The sequence below is a fragment of the Pseudocitrobacter sp. 2023LY-00077 genome, from assembly GCF_055796175.1.
In genome coordinates this window covers 372,763-393,070 of the sequence record NZ_JBSPEI010000003.1, presented here as the reverse complement: position 1 = coordinate 393,070, position 20,308 = coordinate 372,763, and the positions used below count along the sequence as shown (strand labels likewise).

Sequence of the window (20,308 nt, the reverse complement as noted above, 5' to 3'; positions counted from 1 at the left end):
ACAGAGCCAAATCGAAACTTAACCAGTGGCGTGTCAATGAGGCCAACTCCGAACGTCCAGGAGGACATATCTGGTATCTGATTCGCACCAGTTCCCACGTTCCGTTTTGCGGCCTCTCCCAAACGAACGTTTTATAGAAACCCATAGCCGCTTCTGACTGTGCTGGCCATTTGCTTTGGCACGGTCAGAAATGACATTGCTCGATAAAGAAATGCCGTATACGCGCGTCAATTAATAACCAAAACACCGCATTTCAGCGTTGTGTTTCGGTATGCATATGATGTGAGCAGTAAGGCCGCGCGAGGGGCGCGGCACAGGAGGGGTTAAAACAAGCTGGATGCGGCAGCGCTGACGTTGCTATACGCAGAACTGGCGGTGCTCTGTAGGTTATTCAGCAGGTCGCCAACAGACGACGACTGGAGGCTTTCCCTGAGATCTTCATCTTCCCGCTGAAAAGTGATGGTGAACTCTATTTTTTTTGCCTCTCCGTATCTGTCAAACTCCGTGCGCGTCGTCTGTAGCTGGGTAAGGGCATACATCCCGAATATCTGACCTGTTCCACTAATCAGGGGCCAGGGCCGCCCGGTATATGCCTGTGTATCCAGTACGGCAAGACTAACTTTGCCGCCGGTAATTTGTGGGTACAGCACGCCAGAAAGTGTAATTTGATCATCCCCTGCGCCTATGTACTGCCATTTTGCAGAGCGGTTGATCCGTTCGTTTTTCACGTGCCGCCAGGTTTTAGACTGCTGCATTTTCTGGTGTGGAATGGTCTTCAATTCAAAGACAAACATTCCGTATACCATCATCATATTTTCTATCCTCTTTATTCGCTGTCGCTGAATCTGCCACGGGAGCGGAAGCGCTTATCGAATTCTGCCTGCACCGCGTCAGCAGTCATGCGGGCAATATCGCGCGCGTTATCTGTGAAATTGCCGTGTAAGTGCACGTGCACGTGCATTTCCCCAAATGAAGGGATATTTGAAGCTGGGCTGTTGCGATCTGACCTTACAGGTTGCCCCACGGCCTGAATTGCAGGCGGCTGTTTTATTGGTGCAGATGCTGTTGCTATCGCTGGCCTTGCCCCTAGTTGCTCAAAATTCACAGGCGTTTTGGGTGTCGGTTCGTTCCAATTTGTAGCAGGTGTAATTGCCGCCGCTGATACCGGAATTTTTGATACAACGTTATGCTGAGTTAGTTTCTGGCCCGGAAGAGATCGTTCTTCTTGCCAGGCACCATGAACGGCAAGAGCTTTTGGCAGGTTTTTAAACACAATATCGCCGGGGCCGATTCGCTGTTTTTTGGTTTCATCCAGCATCCCGCCAGTGTTATCAGCAATTTTTTGCAGACGGCGCTGGGTTCCTGTCTCGGTGCCAACTATGGTGGAAGGTGGTGTGGTAACGGGCGCGGCAGGTTTATCCTCTTTTTTAGACCAGTGCCATTCCTTTTTAACCATCTTTTTCTGCTTGTCATCCCACTCCCACACAACGGGCTCTTTGGCAAGTGATTGGGCTTTTGCGTGCGCCGCATCAATACCGTCCGGGATGATATCCAGTTTTTCCAGTATCCAGCCAATACCTTCCATCAGCCCGGTTAAGGGGAGCATTAGCCCCTGGATTACAGTTCCCAGTACTTTGCCGAATGTCTCACCGGCGCTTGCGCATTTATCCAGGGTTTCTTTGCTGGCATTCATGGGCGTAAACAGATTGCTGAACCATTGCCACAATTGAGAGACAGCATTTGCAATCACCCCAAACACAGGGGCCAGGCCACCGAAGGCATCACGGAGCGGCGTAAGCGCCTGCATCACCCCGGAAAAGAACCCGGCAAAAAACGCCTTAATGGGTTCCCAGAACCGCCAGATCAGCAGCCCTGCCGCGATAAATGCCGCACCGATCAACCCTATTGGACTTAACAGTAAAGATAATGCGCCACCTAATGCGCTAAGTGCTGATGATGCAATCCCCATAATGGCGGGGAGGCCGGTCAGTCTGATAAGCAAGCCGCCGATGCCTTTAACCAGCCCGCCAAGCGCAGCGCCTGGTGATATAAATGCTGCCGCCAGTATTCCGCGCAATGGCGATAATATGCCGGTAAGTTTTCCGGCGCTTCCCGCGACCATGCTTAATGCCTGGCCCCAGCCACGAATGCTGCCAAGCGGCCCGGCTACGACTCTACCGAGACGGGTAAACAGGGGGATAGCTCCGCCCAGCCCGCTCGCACTTGTCAGCAGGGAAAAGCCAAGCTGTAACTTAGCCAGAGGCCCCAAAAGCAAAGCAACAGCCAGGGAAATTGCACCAATTCCGGCAGTCAGCGCCAGGGTGCTTCCGAGTGTCACCAGTAGTGCCTTTGAAAGTTGAGGGTTGTTGCGCGCCCACTCAGTCATCACCCCTATAGAGCCGCTCAATGCCTGAGTTAATTTACGTAATGCACCATCCGCTAACTCTTCTATCTGAATGCGGAATGCTTCCCAGGCGCTGTCGAGTTCTTTCAGATCGCCACCAAGGTTATCCGCCATTTTTTTAGCAACAGTTGCGGACTCACCGGCTGCGCCCTGAAGTTCTTTAGTGAGCTTTTGCAGTTCACCGGAACCCGCCGCCTGTACCAGCGTTTGCAGCCCTACAAATGCTTCTTCACCGGCAATGTCTTTAAAGAACGATACCCGGTCAACCTCGCCATATTTTTGCGTCGCTTTGAATAAATCCTTCAATACGGTTTCCATCGGGCGCATTTTCCCGTTGGCATCAGCGACGGATACGCCGAGTTCCTGCAATGCTTTTGCGGCGGCTTTTGGCGGTGACGCGAGGCGGGAGAGGCTGGAGCGCATCGCCGTACCCGCGTCACTCCCACGCAGACCGTTATTAGCGAGCATCCCCGCCATCGCGGCAGCTTGTTCCAGGCTGATCCCCAGCCCGGCGGCAACTGGCCCCGCGTATTTCATGGTGTCGCCCAGCGAGCGCAAATCGGTGTTTGAGCGGGTAAATGTTGCCGTCAGCGTATCACCAACCTTGTCCATTTGATCCGAGGACAGCTTGAACTGCGAAAGGATATTTGATCCGATATCGGCAGACTCGCCAAGCTCCATGCCACCCGCCAGCGCCATGTTCAGAACGCCGGGTAATGCCGCCTGAATTGCCTGGGGAGTAAAACCGGCCATTGCCAGGAACGATTGCCCGCTGGCAGCGTCACGCGTGGTAAATGCAGTCTCTGAGCCAAGTTTTTTGGCCTGAGCACGCATCGCGGCAAGTTGTTCATCGCCTTTATCCAGGCGCGTCAACGCACCAACACGTGACATTTCCTCATCAAATCCGACAGCAGGGGCAAGGAACCGCCCGGCGGCATAGCCTGCGCCAGCACTTGCACCAATAGCGACAGCCCCGCCAGTGCGAAGATTGCCAGCCGTAGCGCTGAGACGGTCGTAGCGTGCGCGTGCGTTTGTCACGGCGGCAAGTTGACGTCGCTCTCTCTCAAGCGTCTGGTTATATTGTTCGGTGCGTCTGATTGCGCTCTGGATGGTGCGATCACCGCCAGCGAGTGAAACGCCGTGTGCGCGTAGAGCCTGTGATGCCTGCTGAAGTCGTGCCGTTTCTTTTGACCGGCTGGCACTCAGGCGATCAATTTTTGCCGCCAGTGCGGTCATGCGTTCGCGCTGGGCATCGGTTAGGGTGGCTCCGTCTTTCTGGGCCTTGTTCAGCCCATCAAAGGCGCGCTGGGTGGTGGCAAGTTGTTGCGATGTTTTTTTTACGCGCTCATTAAGGCGGGTGAATGCCTGGGATTGCGTATCGAGATCTTTAATTGACGACTGTGTTTTTTTGAGGGATTCAGATAAACCGCCCACAGAATTACGGGCGGCATTTACGGGGCGGGTTAGTTTATCAATCGCGCTAAAGGCAACGCGAATACTAAGGTCTTTCATCTTCACTGTTTCCGCTTCGGATAGCCGCCCGCTCACGCCAGGCTATCACCTCACTCAGGGACATAGTGAAAACCTCTGAGGGCGGCCAGTTGAAAATAACTGCTATATCAGCAACCAGATCGTCGATCAGGTCGAAGTGCGGGACGTTTACTCGCTCTCCGTCTCCGTCTCGTTCTTCATGCCAGGCTCCGGCGGCGCTAAAAAAGGCGTGAGTACCTCACAGAACAACACAAAGTCAGTGGTTGCCATAGTTTCGATCTCTGCCTGTTTGAGGCGTGGGGAGGTGCAGCGGGTTAGCAGCGTGCTGATGCTGTCAACGTCCATATTCATAACGTTCACCAGGCGCAGGCCGCGCAGAGAGCCAGCCTGTTTCACTTCATCCGTGATCGTGATCGTGGTGATCTCATTACCATTTCGCATGATTGGTTTAGACAGGGTTACAGTGTTTTTATCACTCATTGATTTTGTCTCCGGCGGCACTTCATGAGCGCCGCACTATAAGGTTTATCAGCTACCCATACCCAGCGCGGAGGTCACGCGGGATGGATAAATATTTTTACCGTCTTTCTTGTAAACGAAGTTCAGCAGATCAATTTCCCAGATCGGCGCGTCGTCAATCGTTAACTTGTAGTAGGTGTTTTTAATGGCGTAGGTTACGGACGTGTCCTCACCCTGCTTGCTCTCGCCGCCGTCGATCTCAGTGAATTTGCCGCGCATTTCCACTTCAACAATCTGGCTTTCACCTGACGTGTAATACTCGCCAACGAAGCGTAAAAGGGTGCCATCGAGATCGCCGCCGTATTCAAGCAGTAGCTCTTTAACCAGGCCGCCAACAACCATCGTGGCATCAAGTGCGCCGCTATCCAGACCCAGATCGACAGCAACCGAGCCAATCATGCCGCCGCCCTGATAATCTTCAGTTTTACGGGTTAGCTTCGGCTGGGTGAGAGAAGTCACTTTGCCAATATTGTTGACGCTATTAACGAAGCAGGTAAAAAGCCGTAATTTTGCTGGAATAGCCATTACTCACCCCCAAGTGCCGCAAACGCAGGCTCAATATATTCATCAGTGAAGGTCTGGATCAGCGTCAGATCTTCCATCGGCGGCACAGGCGTGTAGTTGTAGCGAATAACAACCTTACCCTGTCGTATGTCAGTCGTTGGGTTGTCCACAATGTCAAACCAGCAGTCTGCGCCAAGCAATTTGCCCGCCGTGACCAGTGCGCTAAGTTTCTGCTTAATCGCACTGACCACATCTTTCACGTTGGTAGGCGTGAGCGGCCCGTCAATCGTTTCAAACTGCGCCTCTGCGATGGTGTCCGCCAAAATTTGAGCCGTGCGGGTATACACCTCAAAAATGAATTCATAGGTGTCAGTGGCACGGTTGCCCCAGAAGCGGAAGCCGTTACGCTTAATGATGGTGGTAACCTCGCCATTGTTCAGGGTCTGTGCGTCACTGTCTTCAGCCTGTAGCGCCCAGAAAACATCCTTCGACATCCCAAGAACGTTGCTGACGGCGATGTTAGAGAGCGAGCGATGCCAGCCGTACTGGTTGTCAATATACGAACGAAGACCCCCAGCATAAGCCGCCGCCGGGAATTCTTCGTTCTCACCAGATACGGAGTTATACGCAATGAAGTTAGGCCATAGCAGCATGAGTTCGCGTGACGCAAAGGTTTTGCGATAGGCAAGTGCTTCAGCAATGGTGTTGCATCCGTTGCAGCCCGCGTACACAAAGGCGCGAAGTTGCTTTGCAATCACGCAAAGCTGCGACGTGACTTCTTCAGTGTCGTATTCCGGCACAATTAAAATGCGCGGGCGGTAATCGGTTTTTTGTTCAGCCGTCAGCAGGGCGTACATCCCCGTGTAATTACCGTCAGCATCCGAGCCGCCAATAATTAACTGTGATTGTGTCTGCGCTTCAGTACCGTCAGCCGCCGCAGCGGCTTCCGCCACGCGTACTACAATGATTTTGGGGCTGCACTGGTCTGAAATTGCTTTCAGCGTTTTGTACAGCGATCCCGTTTTGCCCGCCTTACCCAGCACCGATGAAGCACGGGTAATTAAAGTCGGGGTGTTGAGAGGAAAGGTGTCCTCGTCCGCATCGTCCGCCACCGCAATCACACCAATGACGCTGGAATCAATGTCATTGATGGCGGTCGTGACGTCTGTTTCTTCCCTGACCCGAGCACCGTGAAAGCGTGTCTCAGCCATGTTTGTCACCATTATGTTTTGTTGAGTTCGGCAACATCATTACGAATTATGCGGCGACGTTCACGCGATTGGGGTTGTTGTATCTCTCTGACAACTAAAAGTAATTCTGCATCGCGCGCGCACGTGGAATCATCCTGGTATACAGGAGGGCGCATGAGCATTTCAGCAATAAGCACCAGCATTTCTAATGCCGCGACGGCTATCGACGACACACTGACAGAGGCGTGTAAAAGCCCTGAGTTCAGTATCAAGATGGGCGGCAAAGTACTGACAGAACTGGCTGATCGAGTCATGTCGATAAGCCTCACCGACAATCGCGGATTTGAAGCCGACCAGTTGACACTGGAGCTGGATGACAGCGCCGGTGATGTTGCATTGCCGGGGCGCGGAGTTGAGTTGTCTTTGTGGCTGGGCTGGATGGGGGAGGCGCTGATTTTTAAGGGTGTATACACCGTTGATGAAGTAGCGCATGACGGGCCGCCTGACCGCATTACCGTTACGGCCCGCAGCGCTGATTTCCGCGAAGAGTTTAACGTGAAGCGGGAAGTGTCCTGGCATGATGTGACTGTTGAGCGGGTTGTGTCTGCAATCGCTAAGCGCTACGACCTGAAAGCGCAAATCAGCGATATATTGATGAATGTCGAGATAGACCACGCCGACCAGACACAGGAAAGTGACATGTCATTTTTGACCCGAATGGCGGAAATGCTGGGCGCAATTGCGACGGTAAAAAATGGCTCTTTGCTGTTTATCGTTCCGGGAGGTGGCTTTACCGCATCTGGTAAGCCCATACCGTCGATTGAGATCACGCGCAGCAGCGGCGACCGGCACAGATTCAAGGTTGCCGATCGTGATGCGTATACGGGCGTGCGGGCGTACTGGCTGGATCTGGATTTCGGCAAAAAGAAAAAAGTAAGCGTGAAGCGCCGCAAGGCATCAGCGAAGAAAACAGATAAGAGCAGCAGCCGTGAGGGTGATTACATCGAAGGTGCTGAAGGTAATGTCTATATCATGCGCAAGACCTTTCAGAATGAGCAGGCGGCAACGCGGGCGGCGGCTGCAAAGTGGCAGCAATTGCAGCGGGGCGCGGCTGAATTCTCGATCACCCTGGCGCGCGGGCGCGCGGATTTGTACCCGGAGATGCATTCCACCGTAACCGGCTTTAAGCCTGACATCGACGCGCAGGACTGGATAATCAGCAAGGTGCAACATGATGTTGATAGCAACGGATTTACTACACAGCTTAACTTTGAAGCAAAAATATCTGACTGGATCGCAGAAGCTGAATAGAATGGTCATGAGTTCAACTCCCGTGGGGGGTCATCATTATGTTCAAATGTCCACATTGCGGCGCTACGGCCCGCACTCGCACCAGTAAGCCACTCAGTGAAGTAACCATCAGGCAGTATCACCAGTGTCAGAATATGGAATGCGGCCTGTCATTTACCACGCTTAACAGCGTTGAAAAGATTGTCACCAGTCGAGAGAGAAGAGAAAAAATAGACCCCGGCTTCGTACCGGCGGGAGTTTTTCCCGCGTCTCACTACGGACGCGATCAGCTAAATCTGGCTATTTGATAGAAGCCCCGCAAACGCGGGGCTTTTTTTCGATGTGGACGATGTGTGGACATCTAATGAAATAAATCCTTATATTTCATTTTGTTAGGGTGGTTTTTAAATCACCATCCCTGTCTTCCCCCACATGATGTGGGGGTTTTTTTTGCCCAAATTTTGCCACCGCCTCCGCTATACTAGCCGCAGAATGAATGGCAGGAGCGTTTATGAATCAATCATATGGCCAGCTCATCAGCCGCGCAGCGCTTGCCGCGACGGTGATGGCCTCGGTGTTACTTTTGATCAAAATTTTTGCGTGGTGGTACACCGGTTCCGTCAGTATTCTGGCGGCGTTAGTGGATTCCCTGGTGGATATTGCGGCATCGTTGACTAACCTGTGGGTGGTGCGTTATTCGCTGCAACCCGCCGATGACGAGCACACCTTCGGTCACGGCAAAGCAGAATCGCTGGCGGCGCTGGCGCAGAGCATGTTTATTTCTGGTTCGGCGCTGTTTCTTTTCTTAACCGGCATCCAGCACCTGGCTCAGCCGCAGGTGATGAATAAACCGGGTATTGGCATCATTGTGACGATTGTTGCGTTGGTGAGTACATTAGTGCTGGTTTCTTTCCAGCGCTGGGTGGTGCGAAGAACTCAAAGTCAGGCGGTAAGGGCGGATATGCTTCATTATCAGTCTGATGTTATGATGAACGGTGCAATTTTGGTCGCTCTGGGGCTCTCCTGGTACGGCTGGCATCGCGCAGATGCGCTGTTTGCTTTAGGAATTGGCATCTATATTTTATATAGCGCATTACGTATGGGTTATGAGGCGGTTCAGTCTTTGTTGGATCGTGCATTACCCGACGGAGAACGTCAGGAAATTATCGACATCGTGACCGCCTGGCCTGGGGTAAGCGGTGCACACGATCTCAGAACGCGGCAGTCAGGGCCGACCCGCTTTATTCAGATCCATCTGGAAATGGAAGATAACCTACCCTTAGTTCAGGCACATGTGATTGCCGAACAGGTGGAGCAGGCTATTTTGCGTCGCTTCCCCGGATCCGATGTGATTATTCACCAGGATCCGTGCTCAGTTGTCCCGGATGGTGGCAGGAGCGTTTGAACTTTCGTAAGTCGTTGTAAAAGTGTGGGGTCGATCGGCATTTTTTGTTCAAATAACCGCCATTCGGCCTGACCTGAATCAATTCAGCACGAAGCACTTGATATACTATCTGTAATAAGGTCGTTCTCTCCCTACAGGGAGCGCTTCGGGCAGAAGAATTAATTATTAGCATTCCTAAGTTCAGAGGTAGTCATGATTAAGAAAATCGGTGTGTTGACAAGCGGCGGTGATGCGCCGGGTATGAACGCTGCCATTCGTGGTGTTGTGCGCGCTGCGTTAACGGAAGGTCTGGAAGTTTTTGGTATCTATGACGGTTATCTTGGTCTGTACGAAGACCGTATGGTTCAGCTCGACCGTTACAGCGTCTCCGATATGATCAACCGTGGCGGTACCTTCCTCGGTTCAGCGCGTTTCCCGGAATTCCGTGATGAGAATATCCGCGCTGTGGCTATCGAAAACATGAAAAAACGCGGTCTGGACGCGCTGGTCGTTATCGGCGGTGACGGCTCCTACATGGGCGCCATGCGTCTGACCGAAATGGGCTTCCCGTGCATCGGCCTGCCGGGCACCATCGACAACGATATCAAAGGCACTGACTACACCATCGGTTTCTTCACCGCACTGAGCACCGTGGTTGAAGCGATTGACCGTCTGCGTGACACCTCTTCTTCTCACCAGCGTATCTCCGTAGTGGAAGTCATGGGCCGTTACTGCGGTGACCTGACCCTGGCGGCAGCGATTGCCGGTGGTTGTGAATTCGTGGTTCTGCCGGAAGTTGAATTCAACCGTGACGATCTGGTGAATGAAATTAAAGCCGGCATCGCGAAAGGTAAAAAACACGCAATCGTCGCCATCACTGAACACATGTGCGATATCGACGAACTGGCGCATTTCATTGAGAAAGAAACCGGCCGTGAAACCCGTGCAACCGTTCTGGGCCATATCCAGCGCGGCGGCTCCCCGGTGCCTTACGACCGTATTCTGGCTTCCCGTATGGGCGCGTACGCCATTGAACTGCTGCAGCAGGGCTTCGGTGGCCGCTGCGTCGGTATTCAGAACGAGAAACTGGTTCACCATGACATTATCGACGCTATCGAAAATATGAAGCGTCCGTTCAAAGGTGACTGGTTAGACTGCGCGAAAATGCTGTACTAATCCGCGTGGGTTAACGGAGGGCGTACTGCCCGACGTAATAAAATGGCCTTCCCTTCCGGGAGGGCTTTTTTTTGACTTAATTTTAGCGCGGTGATAGTTCGAATAATTTTCGCGTCACTATGAGTAATGGTGGTGTGGGGAAAAGAGACGAGGTTGATAAGTCAGGGCAAAAAGGGAGCATTTTGGCGGAAGATCACAGGAGTCGTATTCGATAGTTAATTAATTGATTAAATGATGATATTTTATGTTTGGCAAATGAGTAACCCCCATAAGCACCCCCAAATGGATTTGTTTGTGGGGAGAGGGGGAACCCAGTGCTACGTTTTGACCTGTGTTTTCTATGATAGCAAAATGACAACCCCTTATTGCTTTAGGCTGTTTTTAAGTGGAGCAGTTGTCCTTTAAACCGGATAACAGTGTTATCGTGGGGTATTGTCTTCGACGTTGTTGGAGATTATTTCCGTGCCCCTGCAAATATTGTCGCGCAGCCAGCCGAACAGAATTTGCAGGGTTTCTTCGGAGGTTAAGGCTTGCACGGGAAAACCGTATCAGAGGAGGATACGTGGGTTACCAGTCGAAGATTTCTAATCCGGGCAGCATTTACCCTGCAGCATCAAAATGGATTATGTCGGGGGAATAACGATGCATAAGCGTAACAACCAGACGACGACAGGCTTTTGATAACCCCAGTCGCTTTAGTTCCAGTACGCGATGTAAACGGGCATTCAGCCTGAGAATAAATCCGTAGCCGGTATACAGTATCCAGTCGTAGTTGCCGCCGTCATGACGTTGAAGTGTTACCTGGTCAAGGATAGCGTTATCCTCACAGGTAATACGGGCGGTGCTACACTGGATCCCGTTCAGACGGGCGACACGTGGCAGAGGATCTTCAACAACCAACTTCCCGGGGGCGTCAGCAATGCGAAGTGAATAACCGTTATCGCAGACCACATCGATCAGGTTGGCCAGTTCAATACCGTCGATATCAACAGCGATCCGGCCCATGTTGAGGGCTAGTATATTGACGGCATCAGCCTCCACGGTCAGAGACAGCTTCATTGAGTCGCTCCGCTGTATTTGCCGGTGGTGATATCGGTTACCATTCTGTAGCCGTTACGCGTCATCAGTCCACAGTCCTTACGGGCGCGGAGGATATCAATACTGCTGATGAGTGGGGACTGTGTTTCTGCACTGAAACTGCGACGATCGATACGGACAAGATCGTATTTTTCGACGATGAAATTCACCGCGTCGCACAGTGAAATGCCTGCGTCAATATGTTCCGGAATGACACCATCGTTGCCAAACGGTGTGTCGTTAAGTGAAAGGCCATAATGCTGTTCCAGCAGATATACAAGAAGTTGCTGCCAGATTTCAACGGGCGTCGGACGTGGCGAATCCTCCTGCGTGGAGGATAGTGGTTGGGTTTGCATAGTGGGATCTCTTCGTTGACGGGTTAAAACGAGGGAAAATAGTGCGAAGGTTTACGCGGTTGCTTCAGATGGTGTCGGGTAAATCGCTACGTACACGTATCCATGCGAGCCGAGGCTGTCGGCCTCGCAGGTCAGCCCTGTTGCGTATAACGTGACACAGTGCTGATGGCGGGGACTGAGCTCACCGGAAACCAGCATGAGTTCCAGTTGTTTGAGCAGTACCGGGAATGCCTGGTCGAGAAGGCGTAAATCCGCGTCGCTGAACTGTCCGGTGATACTGGCGCGGTCAGCGAGATAGTGCAGCCGGTTGTCCTCCTGCACCAGGCGAGCGCCAAAACAGGGAGTGATACTGCGTTTAAGTCCCCACCAGGGTTCAGTGATATCGTGGTTTTCTGCCGGTATTTTATTCGACAATTTTAGCCTTCCTTAAACGTGTGTTAACTCAGTGTGACGCTGCGCAATACGACATACGGGCCGTTACGGTCCTGGCGGCGTTCAGCGAAGACGGCCAACACACCACCGATGTCCTGTACCTCGCGACCGGCGTAATGGCATATACTGCCACTCCACTTATATTTGCCGGTACAGAAGCGAAACAAGCGGGACTGCGGATGCTGCCGGTATATCGCCATGGCCTGACGCTTGCTGATAATCTTCATTTATTTCCCCCTACAGCCAGCCGCGTTCGGCAAAGGACACAATCTCCATCCCGCCGATGACCATGTGGTCCAGCAGGCGGATATCAACCAGCGCCAGGGCTTCACTGATGCGCCCGGTAATATTCCGGTCGTCCTGACTGGGCTCTGCATACCCTGAGGGATGGTTATGCACCACCACCACCGCAGCGGCATTATGCTGCAGGGCGGCTTTTACAATTTCCCGGGGATGAACCTGTGTATGATTGATGGTGCCGGTGAACAGCGTTTCATGCGCAATCAGCCGGTGCTGGTTATCGAGGAAGAGCGCAGCAAACTCTTCGCGCTCCTGTGTGGCAAGCTGCAGGCGCAGCCAGTCGCGAAGGGCATGGCTGGAGGTAAATGACGCCCCGGGTTCACGTAACTGTTGCTCCAGCAGGGTCAGTGCCGTCCTGACCGTCTGCTGTTCTGTGGGGGCCAGTTCACGGGCAAACAGCGGAAGTTGTTGTTCCATAATTTTGACCTCAGTCGATGATGTGCATAATGGTGTCGCATTCGGGATGGTTCAGTGCGTAGTCCCGCAGACGGTAATAGTGCTCTGTCATGGCGTCGCATTCCGTACGGCAGGCATGATGGCTATACTCCAGCAGACAGGCCGCGATACCCGCCGCCTCAGCGCTCATTTCAGCACTGTTGCCATTCATGGCATTGAACAGTGTCCATTTATCACCAGTGTCTCCATCCGGCTCCGGTGCCATAAACACGCCGCCGTTGCTGAGTGTGTAAAAATTCCAGATGCCGCCGTGGTAATCCTCACAAAGCCGGTCCATCCACGCGAAGATGCGGGGCTCCAGCAGTATCCACTGTGGAATGCCGCCAAAATGTTGCGGCCAGAAATGAAGCCGCTGTGCATCAGGCAGCAGCGTGGCGGTGATGGTCGGGACCTGTTCTGTGTCCGCTGTCACGGATGAATGATTCATGTTCATGGGTGTTCCTTGTGTAAGAGTATGAGTACGCCGTTCAGAGAAGGGCGGTGGCGCGAGCAATAATGAAAATCAGGGGGGAGAAGAGCAGATATGCGCATATGTGCGGAAAGAAACCGCAGCGCGTCAGTCTGGCATTAACAGCAGACATAACCGGGGGCAGGATTGTGCATAGCCATCGATATCGCTCAGACAGGGCCATACGCCACCGGCATCTGCCAGTCTGCACAAGCTGAGTTCGCCAGGCCGGTAACAGAGGTATGCGCACCAGGCACAGAGGTCATCATCGGAGATGGAACGGCAGAAAGCGGTATCGCTCAGGGAAGCCGGATAAACGCCGGCCTTGTGGGTATTTTCAGGAAGAACGGGCATCAGCTCAGTGCCTGCTGCAGCTCTTCAGCCATCACCCACAGCGCGCGGTTGAGCTTTATGTCACCGTCGATACCGTTCACTGCCCGCGTCCGGCTGCGTTTGCCCTGTGCTGAACGACCGGATAACCCGCCTTTCTGCAGGTTTTCCTGCAGACGATTGAAGACCGTCCACAGGTCATTCTGCTCATCCTGCCAGCGGCGTGGTGCCAGAATCTGTGTCTCTGTGACCGGTTGATGCTCTTCTCCAAAACGGTACGTCAGGGCCGCTTTCGCCAGCGCCTGCTGCGCCGGAGGGGGCAGCAACAGAGACTGCATGGCATCTCGCTTCTCCTCCACCCGGTCAAATACGCCGAGTACCTCATAAGCACCCTCGATGACTTTTTCCACCACATCGCCTTTATGCGGTACGCGTACTTCACCAAAGGACGTCCCGCAGACCAGGCCGTTACAGCAGACGCTACGGAACAGCCCCGGCAGCATCTGATAACTGCTGGAGCCGTCATGTGAGTTGAGCAGAATAATTTCCGGGACTTGCTGACCGGTGATTTGCCCGGCACGGCGCAGGCGCAGCATATGCTTCGTGTGCTCCCGGCGGGACGCATCGCGCACTCGGGTCTGACAGGCAAAGAACGGCTGAAAACCTTCGCGCTGGAGGCTCTCCAGCAGGGTGATGGTGGGGATATAGGCATACCGCTCGCTGCGGGAGGCATGCTTGTTTTCACCAAACACGCTCGGGGTGTGCAACATCAGTTCTTCGTGTGTTAAGGGACAGTCGCGACGGATCAGGTTCACACGACCAAAACGGCTGGCTAATTTCATGGGGTTACCTTTATGGATGACATAAACGAAAAAGCCCTGCTCATACGAGCAGGGCTTCAGAGGGGGTGTATCAGGGAATGGCGGGATTCTGTAATGACAGCGAACGTTACCGCGCGGTTATTTCGGGTCCGTGTCGGCCTGGCTATTTCCCGTCGGTAAAGTGGCTTCAGCAGGGGCTGTAGTTAAGCCACCCTGGATAATTTTGTGTTTAGCAAAAGCCTCCGGCATCGTGTTGATGCAGTAAGTGATATAAAAGACATTGAAGATAATGACGTAGAACACATTCATCTTCAGTTCGAACTTAAAGGTGTTCAGCACGTAGCTCTGCAGCGCTGTGCGGGCTTTAAAGGCCCAGATGATATACATCACACCACTGGCAATGGACAACACGCCGCCGAGCATGGCAATGGCATCCATGGTCGGGTCATAACCATAGAGTTCCGGGTCGGTGGTGCCCATCACACTGAGCTGGCGCGAAATACCGTAGCAGATGGCTATCCACAGAACATAAAGGTCAGAGGAAAACGAAACCTTCGTGGTGTCGATGATGATGCCTTGTTTTCGGTAGAGCCACATCAGTGGATAGATACCGAAGGTAACGAAAGAGAGTAAGACAAAATTCAGCGTTTTTGTGTTCAGTCGGGCGCTGAGGTCGGTAATGACAGGCATGGTTTATCCTTAAAGGTGGAAGTTTCAGAAGCGGAAGTAAAAGAGACGGTATTCAGTCAGATGGCGACAGGTTATTTTCCGGAGTACATGTGGTTGCGGACTTTCACCCACCATTTACCGTTACTGATTTTGTAATCAACTTTTTCGTCATTACATTCATCAATTTCGGGGCCGACGTATTTTCCGGTTTCAAGGTTCAGGACAGCGATATTGCCCGCCGGGCAGGACATGCCCATATCGGTATGCAGAATAGCGAATTTGCCTCCGGAGGCTGTGACAGACGTTCCTGCGCCCAGCGTCATCATTTCATCGCTGTCGATATGGACCCAGCCCTGTTTTCCGCCGCAGCCATTGCACCACAGACCATCACCGTTGACGGTACTGGCCAGCGTATAGGTGCTGTCAGGGATACTGACCTGGGTTGTGATGGTGGCGGCAACCGCAGGGACTGCCAGGGGCAATATCGCGGCACTCAACACCACATTCATTAAACTTTTCATTATTTACCTCACTGATTGGCGTCCCAGAAATCTTTAAAGCCACGTCCGCTGATTTTAAATTCTCCGGTAATATCAGTGAGCGTGACGACATGACCATATTCGCGCAGATAATTCACCAGCCATTGCTGAGTGGCTTTACCCCGAATAATCAGGGATATCTGGCATTCGCCTTTTTTCTGCCATATATGGCGCTCACCCTGAACCGGGTGTTCATTCAGCGTCAGTGTGACGCTGTCAGCCTCCGGCGTCTGGCAGGCCTTCTTGTTTCTCTCATTGGTCTGAACCTGGATATATTCATATCCGGGTGTGTCATCCATGGAAAACGTGCTGTTTCGGTTAATCGTGTAGTAATACTCCCCACTGGCATATCCCCAGCCTCCGTCGGCTATAGCCGGTGCGGATGAGAGAGCCAGAAGAGCCAGTGCAGGCAGGGTCAGTTTCTTCATGTTTATTTCCCTATGGGGCAAAGGTATCGACGAGGAAAATCATGGCGAACACGATGAATATCGTGAGCAGAACGTTGATGATTAAGCAGCGGAAGATTTTCCGTGCCAGTCGGTGCGGGAATGCCATCGGGAACCTCAGTCTCTGACAATGAGAAAGAAGAGCAACCCGGCAAGAATCGGGTCAATTATCATTGCGAGAATAAACCATCCCCAGAATGACCTTCCGGCACCTTTGGCCAGAAACCCCAGCACAACGGCCAGAAAAATCCATAACAAAACCAGTGGCATGTCATCTCCTTACAATGTTTTAACGTGCGTCTCCATATCTGTTTTATTTCAATCAGATAGCAGCATTTCAGCTCAAGTTTATAACCCTGATAGATGAAGGGATAATGAATAAAACCGATCGGAACGATCGACAAAATCGATCATGAACAAGCAAAACTCTTTATCGTTGGACGTGCAAAACTAATCGAAAAAGAAGGACCAGACGCTGCGGGCCACATGGGCAACGGTGTGTGTCACAGCCTGCAAGGCCTGCCGGACAAGCAGTGGCAGTGGTACGCTGTCAATGACGTGGTCAAGGGTATCAACAACGGCGTCGCCAAAGCTGCTGCGGGCGGTATCCTGTATGGGGGTTGAGTGATAGGACTGATGCAGGTGGGGCAGCAGCGGGCTGCGTGCCTGCTTTGGGAGGCGATTTATCATCCGCTCCACGATGTGGGCCAGGTGATAACGCCCCTTCACTGAAACAGGAATGACAGCATCTTTCTGTATACCCAACTGACTGGCGACGGCCTGCTGTTTACGTTTAATGTGTTCAAGCTGGCCGGGTGATGGCATCGCAGTGTGTCGGTTCCACTGCTCGGATGGCTCGACTTTATCCACCTGATTGAGCACCCAGAGTACCGGCGGCATGGTGTTACCGCACCGGGCCTGAATGAACTGATAAAACGTCTCTTCCACGGAGAATGCCCGGTCGTCCGCCTTTAGTACCCACAGCACCATATCCAGCTTCGGGAGCTGCTCCCGATAGAGCTCACGATATTCTTTATCCCGACTCTGGCTCTCGCCCACACCGGGCAGGTCCACCAGCGTCAGATAATGTTGGCCGAATCGCAGGCGTACACGCTGTGGTTTACGGGTACAGGCTTCCACAGCATTCACTGCGCAGACTTCACTGCGGAACAGGGCATTGCAGAGCGACGATTTACCTGCACCTGTTTTTCCCATAATACCGATGACTGGTTCGTAAGTAATAAGCTGGCTGAGCTCCTTAATCAGCGTGTGGCGTAATGTACGGGGATAGCGGCGTAAATGGCGGCGGATAATCTGATATCCTGATGGTTGTTTCATTGAATATTCCTCAGAAATAAAACAGGCCATCCCGGAGGATAGCCTGATGAGCAAATAGTCTGTTATTCAATGATGTAATATATATCTGAAAAATATTTAAAAAGGAGAGGAAGCATCTCTCCTTGCTGTATCAAGGAGGTTAGTCCACGGTACGAATTAAAGGGATTTTATTTGTTTTCTTTGCAATCCTCAGTAGGAAATCTTTATGTTCTGCTGGGGTGTTTTTTATTTTTTCGTATCCTTTAAGATAGCTGTTCTTTCCTGAATTTGACGCCTGAGATGATTTGTTCTCGCTGTCATCACGTGCCATTTTCCGTATTAATTGGTCGGGAAGGCTGAACGTTTGTCTGAAGTCATACCCGTGGACGGATGCATCAGGAAACGGAACCAGAATATCATTAATAAAGATATGAACCTGCTTATCAGACGAATGTCCTTCAGTATCTTTAGCCCGGTATGTATTGGTTTTATTCTCGATCAGGTGTTTCTGTAATCCCATGGTGAAATTAAAATCGAAACTGTAAATGCCTGCGTAGCAGTTATGCTCTGCCGGGATAAATGAACACCATGTAAGAATAAGTTCCTGTATGAAACTCTCATTAATAACACCATCCCGAATGTAAAAAAGCACATGTGCGCAGGGTAAGAAAGATTCATCAATTATCGCTATGCGCTGATAACCTGCTATTCGTTTATACATGGCACGGTATCTGATTTTACTGATCATGAAATTCAGTGCGCGATTCATGATACGTAGATCATCGACGATATGCCTGGCTTTACCCTCAGTCTTTTTCCCCAGACGAAGGCTGATACCAAATAGTGTTAATTTCTGATGATTTGCTTTCTTTTTTATTTTTGCATATTTTTGCAGCAGTTTATTGTAAACGGTCTCTTTATGAATAAGTGACGCCTTGAGAAAATTTCTCTGCACAGGCCGGGCCGGATGGCGCAGGTGTATTATGTCATCAGGTATATTAGGATTAGTATTGCGTTCTGAGAGTGGTATGTTTTCTATTTCTGATGCCAGTATCTCACGCAGTCTGTTTGTGGCGTGCCCCTGTATTTGAACTTCACTGTCAGTGTCATTCAGTTCATCATCGCTAAGCTCCTTCCCCTTTTCAATTTTTACATCATCAAAGCTGATAAAGCTGTAGATGCCAGCAAGTTTATTATATTTGATTTCAGGTGCCGGATATGTGTTGTCTTTCTCACGAAGCCTGAGGAAATTCACTTCGTAAAAATCATTCATTCCATCCTTTCGCATGAAACTTCCTTACAGAGGTGGTTTTTAGTTATTTTATCACCCTATTAATTATATGGCTATAAATGAAGCTTTAATAGTATTTATTAAGTGTAAAAATCAAATAATTAAGAGTATGCGTTTTTGGTTAACAAGTCACTAAAAACAATGGGTTAGTAACAATGATGTGAATTATTGGTAGTGTATATAATTATCGCTAATATTCATTTTGAATCCGTTGTTTTATCTCATAAAACAGATAAGAACAATCATGGCTTATCAGAAGCCATTCCTGGTCATGATGTCTCCCCGACTGCACAGCATCCACAGCGCAGGAAAGGGCCATATCCGGAGATCTTTGGGGTACCGTAATGGATAACAGGAGATAAGGGCAGACTATGTGAGATACCGATTCAAAAAATACATATGAATGCTATTATCTGGATGCCTCACTGCTCCCTGGTTGTATCGAGACATATCCGAAAAAGATATCGATTGAAATCGTTTCTGAATTTGAAAAGTGGCAAGCAGTGCTTCAGATGCTATGGTAAGCGAACCACTGGATAAAAGTGACAGATTGGAATATCAGGATAGAGGGTGCTGTTGATGACTGTAAAGTGGTACCTAATAATTAATTTAGGTAATTATTGTTATTTTATATGGAAACAGTTTTTAAATCCATGAAACCCATTCACATCACCTCACTCATTGGTCACCTGTAACGCCATATCAATCCCACACTTATCCCCCTAAGTTACAGCCAATCAAAAATAACATCCCATACGTATCTCATGACTCACACACACGAGATATTCTACCCATGAAGCAAAATAACCGTTACATCCACTACAATCATCTGAAGAACAGACTATTCACTCACCTTGATACACTCTTTGATAATTACGCCAAGATCTTAATGCTACGTATTGACCTTGGGTATCTGCAATACAGTGAAGCTTCAGTCTACAAGACGAAAAGGACATGGCCTGGCAGATGACACTCCTGACTGAACAACTGAATATCCATACTGATATCATTGGATTTGCATGGGTAATGGAACGCTCAGAGAAACACGGGATACATATCCACGCCACCTTTTATCTCGATGGACAACGGCACCGTAAAGTCTGGAATACCTGGCAGGCAGTTGAATGCTTATGGGGGGACATAACTAATGGTGAAGGGCATGCACAATGGTGTAAACCTCAGGAGCATTATCGGGTTCGTGGGGAGAGGGTTATCTGTCATGATGACGATAAAGGTCGCAATGGGATGACCTATATCCTCAGCTATCTGAGCAAAGTGGACCAGAAAGAGGACAGATTAATTTATCAGTTCAGTGATATTCCTGAACGAAGCAGGAGAGGAAGGCCAAGGCGAAAGTCAGAATCTGAAATCACTGGTTGGTAATAATATCAGACACCATTTAAACCGGGGGATATCGTGAATATCAAAATTTATACCCCGCACTCATCATCTGAAGGAATCACATCTCACTCGTAATTCCTTCTCCATTCACTTTACGGAGAACAAGATGATGAATACCGATATCCCTGTCCTGAATGACCAGTTTGTCGACATGAAGTTTATTACCCGGTTAACCGGCTTAACGGATAAATGGTTCTACAAGCTTATTCAGGATGGGGTATTCCCTAAGCCTATCAAACTGGGGCGTAGCTCCAGATGGTTGCAGAGCGAAGTGGAAGCCTGGTTACAGCTGCGTATCGCTGAATCACGGGGCTGAGCACGCATGAAGAAGAAACATAACCGTAAGACATGGCAGGCTCCGGTACGCTGGATTTGTCTGCAGTGTCATCGCCAGTACTGTGGTGAGCGTATGTGCCCGCACTGCTACGGCACGGCCAATGTGATAGCTGCCACAGCTGGTTGAATCA

The 20,308-nt window shown here is 50.9% G+C and carries 26 protein-coding genes and 1 pseudogene; 7 read left to right on the top strand and 20 right to left on the bottom strand.

The window, feature by feature from the left end; all coding sequences use genetic code 11:
• The 7 genes and pseudogenes from ACWWFX_RS06280 to ACWWFX_RS06250 form a co-directional block, all read right to left on the bottom strand.
• Positions 1 to 122: pseudogene (locus ACWWFX_RS06280) on the bottom strand (gp53-like domain-containing protein); the annotation flags it as partial.
• Positions 123 to 323: 201 nt separating this feature from the next.
• Positions 324 to 812, bottom strand: a complete 489-nt coding sequence (locus tag ACWWFX_RS06275) for a phage tail protein (protein ID WP_473223413.1) — start codon at positions 810 to 812, stop codon at positions 324 to 326.
• Between the two features lie 14 nt (positions 813 to 826).
• Positions 827 to 3,916: a phage tail tape measure protein gene (locus ACWWFX_RS06270; protein WP_473223412.1), complete on the bottom strand. Its 3,090-nt coding sequence runs from the start codon at positions 3,914 to 3,916 to the stop codon at positions 827 to 829.
• Entirely contained in the window at positions 3,903 to 4,043 is a 141-nt protein-coding gene (locus ACWWFX_RS06265; protein WP_032237403.1) for a GpE family phage tail protein, read from the bottom strand. Before ACWWFX_RS06265 ends, ACWWFX_RS06270 begins: the two co-directional genes overlap by 14 nt.
• A gap of 20 nt (positions 4,044 to 4,063) precedes the next feature.
• On the bottom strand, positions 4,064 to 4,375 hold the full coding sequence (locus ACWWFX_RS06260) for a phage tail assembly protein (protein WP_473223411.1): 312 nt from the start codon (positions 4,373 to 4,375) through the stop codon (positions 4,064 to 4,066).
• 48 nt (positions 4,376 to 4,423) lie between these two features.
• Positions 4,424 to 4,939 carry a phage major tail tube protein gene (locus tag ACWWFX_RS06255; RefSeq protein ID WP_473223410.1) on the bottom strand — a complete coding sequence of 172 codons (516 nt, stop codon included), beginning with the start codon at positions 4,937 to 4,939 and terminating at the stop codon, positions 4,424 to 4,426.
• Positions 4,939 to 6,129 (bottom strand): phage tail sheath subtilisin-like domain-containing protein, encoded by a 1,191-nt coding sequence (locus tag ACWWFX_RS06250; protein ID WP_473223409.1) that lies wholly within the window; start codon positions 6,127 to 6,129, stop codon positions 4,939 to 4,941. The genes ACWWFX_RS06255 and ACWWFX_RS06250 overlap by 1 nt, the downstream gene beginning before the upstream one ends.
• A 153-nt stretch (positions 6,130 to 6,282) precedes the next feature.
• Between ACWWFX_RS06250 and ACWWFX_RS06245 the strand changes: the two genes are divergently transcribed.
• From ACWWFX_RS06245 to pfkA, 4 genes are all read left to right on the top strand, one after another.
• On the top strand, positions 6,283 to 7,419 hold the full coding sequence (locus tag ACWWFX_RS06245; protein WP_473223408.1) for a phage late control D family protein: 1,137 nt from the start codon (positions 6,283 to 6,285) through the stop codon (positions 7,417 to 7,419).
• A gap of 38 nt (positions 7,420 to 7,457) precedes the next feature.
• Positions 7,458 to 7,706 carry an Ogr/Delta-like zinc finger protein gene (locus ACWWFX_RS06240; protein WP_473223407.1) on the top strand — a complete coding sequence of 83 codons (249 nt, stop codon included), beginning with the start codon at positions 7,458 to 7,460 and terminating at the stop codon, positions 7,704 to 7,706.
• 203 nt (positions 7,707 to 7,909) lie between these two features.
• Positions 7,910 to 8,803, top strand: coding sequence for a CDF family cation-efflux transporter FieF (gene fieF / locus ACWWFX_RS06235; protein WP_189624120.1), 894 nt, complete (start codon positions 7,910 to 7,912; stop codon positions 8,801 to 8,803).
• A gap of 192 nt (positions 8,804 to 8,995) precedes the next feature.
• The gene (pfkA, locus tag ACWWFX_RS06230) at positions 8,996 to 9,958 is read left to right on the top strand and encodes a 6-phosphofructokinase (RefSeq protein ID WP_231825884.1); all 963 of its coding nucleotides are present in this window, start codon (positions 8,996 to 8,998) and stop codon (positions 9,956 to 9,958) included.
• Between the two features lie 600 nt (positions 9,959 to 10,558).
• On the opposite strand, the gene ACWWFX_RS06225 is transcribed toward pfkA, so the two are convergent.
• The 13 genes from ACWWFX_RS06225 to ACWWFX_RS06165 all read right to left on the bottom strand — a co-directional run bounded on the left by ACWWFX_RS06225 (position 10,559) and on the right by ACWWFX_RS06165 (position 18,437).
• Entirely contained in the window at positions 10,559 to 11,017 is a 459-nt protein-coding gene (locus ACWWFX_RS06225) for a DUF5983 family protein (RefSeq protein ID WP_253897179.1), read from the bottom strand.
• Positions 11,014 to 11,391, bottom strand: a complete 378-nt coding sequence (locus ACWWFX_RS06220; protein WP_253897180.1) for a TA system toxin CbtA family protein — start codon at positions 11,389 to 11,391, stop codon at positions 11,014 to 11,016. Before ACWWFX_RS06220 ends, ACWWFX_RS06225 begins: the two co-directional genes overlap by 4 nt.
• 51 nt (positions 11,392 to 11,442) lie before the next feature.
• The gene (locus ACWWFX_RS06215) at positions 11,443 to 11,805 is read right to left on the bottom strand and encodes a type IV toxin-antitoxin system YeeU family antitoxin (RefSeq protein WP_276219177.1); all 363 of its coding nucleotides are present in this window, start codon (positions 11,803 to 11,805) and stop codon (positions 11,443 to 11,445) included.
• Positions 11,806 to 11,828: 23 nt separating this feature from the next.
• Positions 11,829 to 12,050 (bottom strand): DUF987 domain-containing protein, encoded by a 222-nt coding sequence (locus ACWWFX_RS06210; RefSeq protein ID WP_470394088.1) that lies wholly within the window; start codon positions 12,048 to 12,050, stop codon positions 11,829 to 11,831.
• A gap of 10 nt (positions 12,051 to 12,060) precedes the next feature.
• A complete protein-coding gene (radC, locus tag ACWWFX_RS06205) occupies positions 12,061 to 12,540 on the bottom strand; it encodes a RadC family protein (RefSeq protein WP_253897182.1) in 480 nt (159 codons plus the stop codon).
• A 10-nt stretch (positions 12,541 to 12,550) separates the two neighbouring features.
• Positions 12,551 to 13,012, bottom strand: a complete 462-nt coding sequence (locus ACWWFX_RS06200) for an antirestriction protein (RefSeq protein ID WP_253897183.1) — start codon at positions 13,010 to 13,012, stop codon at positions 12,551 to 12,553.
• A 368-nt stretch (positions 13,013 to 13,380) separates the two neighbouring features.
• Entirely contained in the window at positions 13,381 to 14,199 is an 819-nt protein-coding gene (locus ACWWFX_RS06195; protein ID WP_253897185.1) for a DUF932 domain-containing protein, read from the bottom strand.
• A gap of 117 nt (positions 14,200 to 14,316) precedes the next feature.
• Positions 14,317 to 14,868: a DUF4234 domain-containing protein gene (locus ACWWFX_RS06190; protein WP_253897186.1), complete on the bottom strand. Its 552-nt coding sequence runs from the start codon at positions 14,866 to 14,868 to the stop codon at positions 14,317 to 14,319.
• A gap of 71 nt (positions 14,869 to 14,939) precedes the next feature.
• Entirely contained in the window at positions 14,940 to 15,368 is a 429-nt protein-coding gene (locus tag ACWWFX_RS06185; RefSeq protein WP_253897187.1) for a hypothetical protein, read from the bottom strand.
• Positions 15,369 to 15,376: 8 nt separating this feature from the next.
• Complete coding sequence (locus tag ACWWFX_RS06180) at positions 15,377 to 15,814, bottom strand: hypothetical protein (RefSeq protein ID WP_276219173.1); 438 nt, start codon at positions 15,812 to 15,814, stop codon at positions 15,377 to 15,379.
• Between the two features lie 135 nt (positions 15,815 to 15,949).
• A complete protein-coding gene (locus ACWWFX_RS06175) occupies positions 15,950 to 16,102 on the bottom strand; it encodes a hypothetical protein (protein WP_167809833.1) in 153 nt (50 codons plus the stop codon).
• A gap of 180 nt (positions 16,103 to 16,282) precedes the next feature.
• Entirely contained in the window at positions 16,283 to 17,170 is an 888-nt protein-coding gene (locus ACWWFX_RS06170; protein ID WP_253897189.1) for a GTPase family protein, read from the bottom strand.
• Between the two features lie 139 nt (positions 17,171 to 17,309).
• Positions 17,310 to 18,437: a hypothetical protein gene (locus tag ACWWFX_RS06165; RefSeq protein WP_253897190.1), complete on the bottom strand. Its 1,128-nt coding sequence runs from the start codon at positions 18,435 to 18,437 to the stop codon at positions 17,310 to 17,312.
• A gap of 957 nt (positions 18,438 to 19,394) precedes the next feature.
• On the opposite strand from ACWWFX_RS06165, the gene ACWWFX_RS06160 reads away from it, so the two are divergent.
• The 3 genes from ACWWFX_RS06160 (at position 19,395) to ACWWFX_RS06150 (ending at position 20,304) form a co-directional block, all read left to right on the top strand.
• Positions 19,395 to 19,823 (top strand): hypothetical protein, encoded by a 429-nt coding sequence (locus ACWWFX_RS06160; protein ID WP_473223406.1) that lies wholly within the window; start codon positions 19,395 to 19,397, stop codon positions 19,821 to 19,823.
• Between the two features lie 127 nt (positions 19,824 to 19,950).
• A complete protein-coding gene (locus ACWWFX_RS06155) occupies positions 19,951 to 20,157 on the top strand; it encodes a helix-turn-helix transcriptional regulator (protein ID WP_253897313.1) in 207 nt (68 codons plus the stop codon).
• Between the two features lie 6 nt (positions 20,158 to 20,163).
• The gene (locus tag ACWWFX_RS06150; protein WP_253897192.1) at positions 20,164 to 20,304 is read left to right on the top strand and encodes a hypothetical protein; all 141 of its coding nucleotides are present in this window, start codon (positions 20,164 to 20,166) and stop codon (positions 20,302 to 20,304) included.
• Positions 20,305 to 20,308 lie beyond the last annotated feature (4 nt).